The organism is Thermoflexibacter ruber, from assembly GCF_900113045.1.
GTDB classification, from domain to species: domain Bacteria; phylum Bacteroidota; class Bacteroidia; order Cytophagales; family Thermoflexibacteraceae; genus Thermoflexibacter; species Thermoflexibacter ruber.
In genome coordinates this window covers 1-11,360 of record NZ_FONY01000069.1, presented here as the reverse complement: position 1 = coordinate 11,360, position 11,360 = coordinate 1, and the positions used below count along the sequence as shown (strand labels likewise).

Annotated in this window: 11 protein-coding genes; all 11 read right to left on the bottom strand. The window is 34.5% G+C overall.

The window, feature by feature from the left end:
• Positions 1 to 249: helix-turn-helix domain-containing protein (locus BM141_RS21180; RefSeq protein ID WP_143090949.1), on the bottom strand; the 249-nt coding region annotated here is incomplete at its 3' end.
• 58 nt (positions 250 to 307) lie between these two features.
• A complete protein-coding gene (locus tag BM141_RS21175; RefSeq protein ID WP_091549449.1) occupies positions 308 to 937 on the bottom strand; it encodes a hypothetical protein in 630 nt (209 codons plus the stop codon).
• Positions 915 to 1,865 (bottom strand): DNA-methyltransferase, encoded by a 951-nt coding sequence (locus BM141_RS21170; RefSeq protein WP_091549448.1) that lies wholly within the window; start codon positions 1,863 to 1,865, stop codon positions 915 to 917. The genes BM141_RS21175 and BM141_RS21170 overlap by 23 nt, the downstream gene beginning before the upstream one ends.
• Positions 1,866 to 1,910: 45 nt before the next feature.
• Positions 1,911 to 2,057 (bottom strand): hypothetical protein, encoded by a 147-nt coding sequence (locus BM141_RS23260; RefSeq protein ID WP_177217494.1) that lies wholly within the window; start codon positions 2,055 to 2,057, stop codon positions 1,911 to 1,913.
• Positions 2,058 to 2,117: 60 nt separating this feature from the next.
• Positions 2,118 to 2,717, bottom strand: coding sequence for an MjaI family restriction endonuclease (locus BM141_RS21165; RefSeq protein ID WP_091549447.1), 600 nt, complete (start codon positions 2,715 to 2,717; stop codon positions 2,118 to 2,120).
• The gene (locus BM141_RS21160) at positions 2,714 to 4,015 is read right to left on the bottom strand and encodes a DNA methyltransferase (protein ID WP_091549446.1); all 1,302 of its coding nucleotides are present in this window, start codon (positions 4,013 to 4,015) and stop codon (positions 2,714 to 2,716) included. Before BM141_RS21160 ends, BM141_RS21165 begins: the two co-directional genes overlap by 4 nt.
• A 213-nt stretch (positions 4,016 to 4,228) precedes the next feature.
• Positions 4,229 to 5,617 (bottom strand): hypothetical protein, encoded by a 1,389-nt coding sequence (locus BM141_RS21155; protein WP_091549445.1) that lies wholly within the window; start codon positions 5,615 to 5,617, stop codon positions 4,229 to 4,231.
• Between the two features lie 3 nt (positions 5,618 to 5,620).
• Entirely contained in the window at positions 5,621 to 8,269 is a 2,649-nt protein-coding gene (locus BM141_RS21150; protein ID WP_091549444.1) for a hypothetical protein, read from the bottom strand.
• 12 nt (positions 8,270 to 8,281) lie between these two features.
• Positions 8,282 to 9,343, bottom strand: coding sequence for a DNA adenine methylase (locus BM141_RS21145; RefSeq protein ID WP_091549443.1), 1,062 nt, complete (start codon positions 9,341 to 9,343; stop codon positions 8,282 to 8,284).
• Positions 9,344 to 10,267, bottom strand: coding sequence for a DNA adenine methylase (locus tag BM141_RS21140; RefSeq protein WP_091549442.1), 924 nt, complete (start codon positions 10,265 to 10,267; stop codon positions 9,344 to 9,346). It lies immediately after the preceding gene.
• A gap of 211 nt (positions 10,268 to 10,478) precedes the next feature.
• Positions 10,479 to 11,213: a hypothetical protein gene (locus BM141_RS21135; RefSeq protein ID WP_091549441.1), complete on the bottom strand. Its 735-nt coding sequence runs from the start codon at positions 11,211 to 11,213 to the stop codon at positions 10,479 to 10,481.
• Between the last annotated feature and the right edge of the window lie 147 nt (positions 11,214 to 11,360).

Genomic DNA, 11,360 nt, shown 5'->3' with positions numbered 1-11,360 from the left:
CTGTGCCACACTCAACTTGCCTGTATAACCTTGATAATTATCTTGTAAATAGGCTTCCAAACCTACTTGCTCATATCGCTGCCGATAGTTCCTCACTGTTCCTTCACTGATGCCTAAACTGGCACTAATCACCTCCATACTTTGACCCAAATGAAGCATTAAAAGCACAGTTATCTTCTTGTACGCTCTGGCATAGCGTTCATTGTGTTGTAACTCCCTTAGTAAATCATAGTCTGCTTGTGATAACATTTTTACTAATTTGATTACCAAATATTGTACTTTTTTCGTAATTTTCCTAATCCAAATTTCAAAACCTTTTACTTTTTAGTATAAGTTGAATAACTGCTGTCTGTCTTTGTTTACTTACTTGTTCAATCAATTCTGTGTTAAGTTCAAGCGGCTGGTCTGAAACTGTTTCCAAAACTTTAAAGTCCTTTTTAGAAGTTCCAAAACCGTGAAGTTGCTCCAATGATTGAACATAGCTTACAAAGAAGTCAGGACGAAATGCAATAGCAATTTCATTATTGCCTTTGTCGCAAGGTGAAAAGCCGTTTATGAGTGCTTTGCGTAAAAATTCTTCACGAATTTGCATTGAAGGAGAAAACCCAAGTTTGCCTGTATGTTTTGTGTAATCAAAACCTGCAAATACTCCGACTTCTCCCCACCAACCAAGGATTAAAGTTTTCTCGCCCTTGTGTTGCTCAAAGTGGTCAGCACCTGTAATTTGAATACGATATTCGTCTTTTGGTCTTGCAGCCCCGCCACCGTGAGTTAAATTCCAAATGTAAATTCTTAGCAGATAGCTTTCTTCGTTATTGTAAATCTTTAATACAAAAGGGTGCTGTGAAATGTCGCCAACATACAATACATTCCAACCGCAATCATTTATAGATTGAACTATAACGTCTAATAAATCATACTTTCTGTGTCGTGCCATTTATTTTTTCTGCTGTGTTGAAAAGGTCTATTTCTTCTTCAAATCTGATTTTACTGCCATCCAAATAGGGTTCATTTATTTCCATTGCTATCCAACGTCTTTCAAGTTTTTCGGCAGCATATCCTGTTGTATTACTTCCTGCAAATGGGTCAAGGACTAAATCTCCTTCGTCCGTTGCGAATTTTATGAAGAAGTCAGCAAAGTCTTTAGGAAATCTTGCAGGGTGGGGTTTAATGCCCAACTCCTTACATTTTTTCATATAGTAGCTGTTGCTTTCAGTGTTTGCCAATTCAAGTAAGTTTGGTGGAATTGCTCCACCATTGTCATTATTAAATTTGTCCGAAATATCGTGTCCGCTCGGTCTCATTTGTGCTTTGTAACCGTTTTTCAAAAGTGCTTTCATACTGTCGCTGTATGGTTTTAGCACTTGTCTATTGTCAGATTTCGGATTTTCTGTTTTTGATAGCCACCAAACAATATTAACGCTGTCTTTTACTCTAATTCTACGAACAGTCACCCATTCCGCTGGTGTCGGAAGTCTGGCAGGATTATAATGGAAAAACTCTTGTGCTAAAAAGAAGTTTTGTTCTCTGCAAAGTCTAACAAGTAACTCATATTGGTAAATGCTTCTTACAGGGTGTCCTGGCAAGTAAGCACCGCCCAAGTCTATAACCAATGAGCCATTGTCAGCAAGAAGTCTGTAAAACTCCTTAGAAAATTGCATAAACCAATCAATGTAGTGTTGCTCCTGTTTATTTCCATATTCCTTTTGGCGTGTCAGAGCAAAAGGCGGTGAAGTCAGAATTAAATTTATAGAACTGTCTGGCAGTTGCTTCATTAACTCCAAACTGTCGCCTAAATACGCCTGTCCAAAGTCAGTCTCGTAGTAAGGTGTTAATGCTGCTTTTTTATTTCGTTTTACTGTCATTTTATTATTAAAAAGTTTGTTCTCAAATGTAGTCAAAAAGTCGTCTTAATCCGTTAAAAGTGTCCGCAAGTTATAAACGGAAGCAGTCGTGTCGTGCGGATTTTTAGCATTACTGCCAACGGAAAGATGTTTGCGAAGGGCGGGATTAAATAGCACTTCCCTTGCCCTACGCACAACGTTTATAGAAATCACAAAAGCCTAAATTACGCACATTAGCCCGCCTTTTCGCAAACATAATGTTGCCTGTCGTTTTTATTGGCTCGTTAGCAGACTGTCCTCAAAATAGACGTTTATCCCATCTTTCATCTTCTCATAAAAGATAATCGGAACTAAAATCTGTTCAGAAAGGGCATTTTTTGCCTCGTAGCTTTGTGGCTTTATACTCACTGCTTGACTCCCCACAAAACCGTCAATACCTTTACTTTCTTCTTCGGGTTCTGCCAAGCGATAATTCGTTTTTAGGTCGTCTGCTACTGCTTTCAAAATAGCCTCTTGGAATTTTAAGCCTACAAAGGTCTTGACAATAACCAAATCCCGCACCCACATTTCTATCATTTCTTGGTCAATTTTGGTCATTACATCTTTGAGGTTTTCTACCATTTCCACAATTTTTTCGGTGGCTTTTTGAATGGCATTGGGGTGTTGTGCCAAATACCATTCTTCCCACTTTTTAAACTCGTTACCCTCAAACTGCTGTATCAAATCACTCATTTGTCCCACAATTTTTGGCTTTGTTCCGCCTGCATTTTGGTTTGCCAAATTGATAATTTGGGTAGCGTATTTCGGAAAACTTGGGCTTTCTGCTGTAAGCAAAGACGTAATTTTATCGTTGGTTATTTTTATCTTTTTCATTCAGTTTCTTGGGATTGCAATAGTGTTAAAAACTTACTCTTATACCTAAAATTCACACTTTCATCAACCAACGCAAAGCCTTTTTTTATCAGATGTGCGTTAAGGAAAGTTTTATTTTGTAGGTACAAATAGGCAAATAAACGGTTTTCGCTGTCGTGTTTGGTGTCATCAAAACGCAAGAAAACTTTTTGACCTTTGGTTTTTTCTTTCAAAAACTCCGTAGCACGTCCGTTTTTGCTTTCGTCTTTTTTTACACCTATCAGCCGAACAACCAAATCGTTATTTAGCCTTACTAATTCAGGGCTAATAACTTCTTTCACAGAAAATAATTCTTCTCTTTCCGTAGGGCTGTTTTCGTCTATTTTTGAACCAAATTGAAGTTTTTTTACGTCAATTTTTTTGTCTAATTTGTGCGTATCCACAAAAATATAAGGCAATTCTTGTATTTTTTGTTGAAAATCTATCTCTAAATCACTTTGTTTTGAAAACTCAATTACTGAATTATCAAACATTTGATTTGAGTTAATGCCCAATTTATCAGCAATAATTGAAATAAAATTAGGGTTTATTTCGTACCCTATTGAATTACGATTTAGATTTTTAGCGGCTAACGCAGTAGTGCCACTGCCTAAAAAAGGGTCTAAAACAGTTTCGCCTGCAAACGAAAACATTTTAATCAGCCTTTTTGGTAATTCTTCGGGAAACATAGCCAAATGTTGGTCTTGTTTTGCCCCCGAAAAATGCCAATGCCCGCTAAAATATTCATTCCATTCTTCGGTTGTCATTACCGAAAGTTCTTTTTGTTCTTTGCTTGGTTTGGGTGCATTGCCTTGCTTTTTGAAAATTAAAATAAATTCATAATCAATTTTCAAAATTCCGTTTCGTGGGTACGGAAAACTGCCCATTACTGCCCCGCCACCCGATGTGTTCATTGTGGCTACCTTTTTCCAAATCACTGCACCCATATAGTCAAAGCCAATAGTTTCGCAAAATTTGATAATTTCGGTGCGAATAGGAATGACTTTGTAACGTCCATAATACACCGCCCTCGCAAATTGGTCGCCTATGTTGATGCACAAACGACAACCTTTATGCAAAACTCTGTGGCACTCTGCCCAAACTAAATTTAAGTTGTTGATATAGTTTTCGTAACTCTCGTGAAAACCAATTTGATTATCTGTTCCGTAGTCTTTGAGTTGCCAATAAGGTGGCGATGTAACAACTAAATGCACACTTTCATTTTTGAGGTCATTCATTACCCTGCTGTCGCCATTGATTATACTATGGTGTGTTCTCATCTTTAATTTTGGTTTCTGCAAAGTTAGTGAATTTTCCATTTGGTTGTATTTTTTCTAAAATGACAGGCAACGTACAGGGCTTGGCGAAGGCGGGGAATTAACAGCACCACACTTCACATAAGTACAAATGTAAATAAAAAGCACTTCCCTACAAATTAGCACCTTAGCCCCGCTTTTCGCCAAGCCAATGTTGCCTGTCGTTTTTTTCTTTTTTCACGCCCAAAAGCCAAGCAAGTTTTTGATGGCTTCTTGGAAAAGTTTAGGGGCTTTAATTCCTAAAATGAGTTCTCCGTTTTCGTTGAGCAAAAAGCCAACTTCAATTTCTACAATTTGCTGTTCTGTCCCACCGTAAAGCACCACAGTTCGCAGAACTTTGAAAGTTGGGTAATACTCTTTGATGTAGTGCTGCTCAATAAAATCGTAATTGGCAAGTTCAGCAATACCTTGTGAACGAAATTTATACTTTTTGCCCTCAATGTTTATCACTTCGCTACGCCCAAAATCTATCAAAATTAGGTCGGGAATGTGAATAATTTGGTCTTTGTCGCCTGCCTTGTATTTTTCTCGGTCTTTGTATTTTGCTAAGGCAATTGCTTCGCCTTCTTTTGTAATGAAATAGCCCTTTTCGCTGCCTGCGTGATTTTCAAAAATGGAATAGCCTTGCGTAAAATTTTCTACTACCAAATGAATAAAAATCGTCCCTAATTTTTCGCCTTCGGTGTCGTATTCCCAATAATTTACTTTCAATTCCGCTTGTGGCACTTCCAACCCTTGCAAAGAAACGTCTAATTTATTGGCTATTTGGATAAATTTGTTGGTTTTTCCTAAGTGCTTTTGTTCTAATCCGTGCTGTGTAATTTCTAACTTTTTTGTCCAACCCAATTTGCGTAAAACCGCACAAATTATACTCAAAGCACCAATATTGGGGTCGTGAGAAAGACCACCGCTTTTGTAAAGTCTGCCCGAAATCTGAATTTTACCCTTTGATTTTGTAATCAAAATAGGTACATTTCCCGCAGGGGCTTTTCGCATATTTGCCTTAAAATCAATTATTTCATCTATACTTTCAAAAGGTTTGAAAATATTTTCATCTAACTTTTTACCTAGAATCTCAACTCCCAAAGTAAGCAGTAGTCTTGTGCCAAAAATATAGGTTTCTGTTGGTTTTTCCTTTTGCTCTACTTGTAAGTTGTAGAGCATTATCATTCTTACATTTGGGTAGTAATTTTTGATAAAAACAAACTTGCTGCAACGCTGATACACGCCTGTATTTCGGCTTTCTTTGTCGTCTGTTTTGGTTTCTTCTATGGCATAAATGGGCGTATCTGCTTGTGTAGGCTCGTTTTCTTGGTAGAAAACTAAAAAGTCGATAAAACTTGAATTGCCTGAAACGGCTTTGATAAAAACCTTATTGACTTTGTTACACCGAAAACCTGTTACTTCGTAAGTGAAAGTAAATTTGTCATTTTCCAAAATGGGTAAAATCCGCAAACTATCCACAAAACACGCAAAACCGTAATCTTTCGCGAATTTTTGAAAGATAGTTGCCAAGACTTCTTTTTTGGGTCTTTCTTCGGTGAGTAGCCAAAGGTTTGGTTTCATTTTTTACAAAGTTTTTTTGAAAAACTTATTTAAGTCTCGTAATTCATTTTTCAGTCCGTATTTTTCAAACAAATCTTCCAATTTTTGCCTATCATAGAAAACATCAATTAGTTGGGGTTTAATTTTAGATTTATTTTTTTGTTCAAGGTCTTTGATTGCATTTTCCTCAAAATATGCAGAAGTAATAAAACAAGCACAAATTGAATATCCTCGCTCTTTCTCTTTACTATACTCTTTGGATATTTCGGGAAACTTCCTCCCCAAAAACCAACTCACAGTTTCTTGCTCATCAATTCTACCCAAAAAAATCATTGGGCGTAAAATAGGCTGATAGCCTTTTGCTTCAATAATGATAATTTCTTTTTGAGCATCATTACGAATAACAAAGTCAATTTCACCACTATTTTTATTTTTTACACTTCTCTCAATAGAAGCATTGGGATAAATTCGTTTAAGCAACACTTCTACTATTCGTTCAAACAAAGCCCCTTGCATTTCTCCATCTAAGCCCATATTTTCTAATTTGTTCAAACGCTTTTTTAAGTCAGAGATTTCCTTTTCTATATCAGAAATTTGTTTTTGCAGGCTTTCTTTTTTATCAAAAAGATGTTTTACTCTCAAATGAAAATCTCTTTCAATTTCAGAACGAATTTTATCTCTTGATGTAGTTAATCGTTTCCAAAATCCAACTGATTTTACTTTTTCTTCAATCAATTCTTGAATATCTTTAATAGAATGTTCATTTTCCAAGAGAGCTGTTTCTTGTAATTTTTTCGCTTCTTCTTTCAAAGAAATAGCAGAACGTAAGTTTTCAAGTTCTTGCTTTTTAATTTTCAGATTGTTTAAATACTCTGTTTCCTTTTCTTTTGCTTTCTGTTCCTTCGTTGTATGCTCAAGATTAGCCACTCTTTCTTGTAATTTTTTTTCTTGTTGTTCCTTCTTTTTTAGCTCTTCCTCCAATTCAAGATTTTTTTTCAGAAACTCACTTTCTAAAAGTTTGACATTTTCTTCAGTTGTGCTGTCAAGTTTAATTTTATGACGTAAGGTATCATTTGTCAATAATTGTATTGCTTTCTCCTCTGTCATATCTTCGTATAAAGACATAGCGTCAAGAATTTTCTCATTGATTGTCATTTCCAATTCATCATAGTCTTTGTATAAAAAGGGAAGTCTAAAATTACCTAATATTGCTTTTTCAAGTTGTTCGGAGCGTGGAATAAAGAATTGCAACATTGTACTAAATTCATTTGGTTCTATACATACACGCACTTGATTACGTTGTTTGTAAGCATCAAATTGAATAAACTTGTTGTCAATCGTTAGTATCCAGTGCTTAACATCTTTGGGACTTTCCAAATAAGAGTTTCTAAAATGATATCGTATAATATACCATAATTTGACATCGTGTGTGAGTTTATTTCTTAGAAAATCTTTTTCATTTTCAATTTCATCAGGGGTTAGTTGCTGATAATTCAATTTTTGTTTAAGGCGGTAGTCTATCTGAGTTTCAATCTCAGAATACATTTCTGTTTGTCTTTGCGAAAATAATAAATCATAGTTTTCTGCTAAATCTATTGAAATACCCAAATCATTGAGAGTTACTTTCAAATCATCATAGTAAGGCTTGAAGTAAGTATCGGGGTCAATATGCCTTCCTTTACTCACGCAAACCTCATAATATTTCTTCCTTACACTTGAAATTTGAACTTCTAAACCAGCCTTTAAAACATTGAAATTTAAGCTTCTTGCTTGCTTCAATGCTTCACGTTCTTTCCAAATTCTATGTTTAAACTCATCAATGGTCAGTGTTGTTACCTTCAAGGATATTTTAATAGAATTGCTAATTGATTTTATTACTTGCATTAGGTATTTGGCTGCCTCATTTTGTGGATTATCGTGAATATCAACAACTGAAAAAAGGAAATTTGTGTCTAAGTAAATAACTATCTCTGTCCGAATTTTTGAAAATTCATATACCTTTTTAATGGTTTTTTCATCAAGATTTGATGCGACAAGAAAAAAATAAGCATTTATCTGACGTATCAAGTATAATCTGACTACTTCGTCTTGAAGATTGAAAAACTCTAATAAAGCAGTTTTCAGAAATTGCTCAAAGTTTCTATACTCTGAAACGAAGTTCTTGAAGTGTTCTGAGTTAGCTAAAGACTGGCTATCTGTTTTTAAAAAATCTAAAATTCTAATTCCTAATTCTTTTATTGATGGAAGTAGTAAAATAGAGTTGAACTTTTCCCAAACTTCATCACAATTAATTTCTGAACAATTTGACTGAATGATTTTTTTGAATTTTTTTTCGGCTTCACCTTCTAAAATTTTCTGTTTTTCTAAATCTTGCTTGTAGTCTCCAAAAGTCTGTTCTGATAGTTTAATTAATTCGGAAGAAAGAGAAATTATTTTTTTTGCATCAATTAGTGCAGATATTTGCTTATCAAATTTTCCATTATCAATGTTTATAAGGTATTCATTCTTAAAAATTTCAACGACTTGCTTTTTACTCATTGCATTATTTTCATTGCTTCCAATAACTGCAATAATTAGGTTTTGAACAGTTTTTTCCCACCACCCCTTTGTGTGTAGTTCATTGTGATGAATTAGGGAAATTACAGCACTTGAAAGTTGTTTTTCTTTGCTCATATTTTCCAATGTTTAATTTTTTCTCAAAATATAAAGTTGTTCTTGAACAAATTTTTTAGTTTTGCTCTCACCATTTGAATTTGACTTAAACCGCAAATAATCAAATTCTACTAATTCCACTTCACCAAAATTACCTAAAACGGATAAAATTTTATCTTGCGGCATAATGCCTTCGCTGTTGTAACTCAAAACTAAATACTTGTAATGGGCGTTTTTTGCAATGTTACAAAGTTCTTTTAAGCCCATTTCTGCATTGCAAAACTGCGATTTTTGGTTTTCATAATTTCGCATACCCGACACGCCTTTTATGCTTGGATTATCATATTTAGCAATAGTTTCCAATAAATGATAATTTGGGGCATATTGTCTTTGGTTGTAAGGCGGGTCTAAATACAAAATATCGGTTTGAATTTCTGCAATTAAATCAACAGAATTTTGATTAAAAACCTTGTTTTCCTTATTGCTAACAATAATTTCAATAGGTCGCAAAGTCAGTTTTTTGACTGCTCTAGCGTCCCAAGTTTTTTGAAATGCCGCATAAACTCCTGAAATATTTGCATAAAAAGGTACTGTTTCAATCAAACAAGCTAACAAAATATAATACTCGTTTTCAGTCAATAAGTTTTCATTTTTCCAATTTTCAATTTGCAAACGAATAGCATCAATAATTTTTCCGTTTTCGTTGCTAAAATACATTCTTGGAATGTCCAAACTTTTCGTTCCTTCGGGTGTGTAATTTTGAAAAATAAAACCTTCTTGTTGCGGGATAGTATTTAGATAATCAACTATCCGCATTAAAGGACTTGCAAAAAGCGAATGGGTTTTGATGTCAATTTTTGACAATAATTTTTCAAAACTTGGTACTTCGTTATTTTCAATGTACGCCTTTTGCAAGACGAAAGAAAAATACAACAAATCAGACGAAAAAATTTGATAACCTTTTTTTTTGAAAAATTGCCCTACATTACTTGTTCCTGAAAAAAAGTCAAAGAATGAAGTTCCTAAAATACCTTTGCTTTGCAAAATTTGATAAATTTTCTCTACCAAATTCTCTTTGTTTCCGATAAATCTCATCTAATCAAACAAAGTTTTAGGTTTTTTTACTTCATAATTCGTTATCAAAACCTCCACGCTTGTATTTTTCTTGCGAACCAAAGTTTGATAATTAGAATTGCTATAATCTGCACGTAAATAATTTACTTTCAAGTAATTATTTTTTTTGAGCCAATCTTGCAAAATTTGATTTTTTTTGCCTTTATGCTGCAAAACATTGGATAGAGCAAACTTAATATTTCGCTGATGCAGGTTTTCTAAAATTTTCAAAAGTTTCTGTTCTTGGGTTTCATTCCAACCTGTAAAACCACGTTTTCCGTCATTGTAAGTGCCTAAACTAATCAAATAGGGTGGGTCGCAATAGACAAAATCGTTTTCGGTTAAGTTTGAAAAATCAAATTTTTCAAAATCAAAGCAAGTAAACTCAACGTTTAAAGCCTGAATTTTCCGCACAAATTGAATAAGATTTGCCCGCATTGTGTCATTAAAACTGCTTCTTTCACGCCCAAAAGGATTGTTAAACTCGTGAGAATTGTTAAAGCGGATTTGATGATTAAAAGAAAAAGCCACTAAAACGAACAGATCCAAAGGGTTTTTGTGGGCATTATAATGCTCACGTAGTTTTTTGTAGCCTCCTTCATTTGTCAAAGACAATTCAAAAGCAGTAATTTGATTTTCAATATGCTGTAATATTTCTGTAAGACTATGTTTCTGAAATTCTTGGTACATTTCTACCAAAAATTTTAGGTTGTCATTACAAATTATTCTTTTTGCTTTTACATTCAAACCCACATTACAACCACCTGCAAATAAATCAACAAAAGTGCTTATTTCTTTTGGAAACAAAGGTAAAATCTGCTCCAAGAGTTTGTATTTCCCACCAATATAGTTAAGTGGGGATTTGATTTGATTAGAAGTTACTTTTTCGGCTAATACTGCTTGCATTGGTCTGTTGTTTCCTTATAGCAAGTTACGAAATTTTTGGTTTTGCTTATTTAGTTTGTTTCTTAAAATGGCAGGCAACGTTTTGCCGCTTGCCGCAGTGGGGGATTTCGGAGCACTAAACTGTCAACCAAGTACAAACTTTAATAGAAGCACTGCACTTGATTTAACCACGTCAGCCTCCATTGCGGCAAACGGCTGTTAGCGGTAGTTTTTACTTTTTCAATGTATCAATACTTTCTTCCCAAATTAGGTTTCCGGTACTATCAAAATACTTAATGCCTGTGAATTTATCTTTGTTCTTAAAAAATTTTCCATTTGGCTTTGACATCCCGATGAGCATTCTTCCATTTTCGCCATTAATAACCAATGCTTTTGTGCCATCTTCTAAAGCAACCAAATGAACAGCCTCACCATCTTCACTATCTAAACCAATTACAGATCTTGATTTACCCTCTTTGGTTGTGTTTACCCCCGCACCGCCTAATTCCCAGCCGTGCTTATCATTCCATAGGATTCCGGCAAGTTCAAACATCCTTTGTCCTGTATTTGGGTCAGGTAATTTGTCTCCTAATAATACCCGGTCAAATCCTTCTTCATTCATTATTACTATGCCCTCTGCATCGTTTTTGTATGTTTTATACCACGACATATATTGATTCTCCATTTCTTCATAACTTTTAGCCCAGAATTTTCTAACTTTTGTTGAATCAGTCCTTACTCGGTCCTTAGAATGCGGTATAGGTGAACCAATTAGAATTCTATCCCTTCCCTTTGAATCTTCAACTATTATTCCCTTAACTCTTATTATTTCAAACTTTTTACTTTGAGTAAATCTCAAAATGAAAAATGATACTATTGCGATACAAATGGAGCACCAAAACATCCACTTTAAACTCTTATAGCGATTTTCCAAATATTGTATTCTTTGCAAAATTTCTTTCTCCATATTATTTTTTGTCTTGAATATTGCGTTTGACTCTTAAGTATGCAACAAAATTACCGCTAACGGAAAGGGCTTGGCGAAGGCGGGAGTTTCGTAGCACTTCACCGCAACCAAGCACAAGGTATATTTTTATTCCAAAAGTTGAAAATT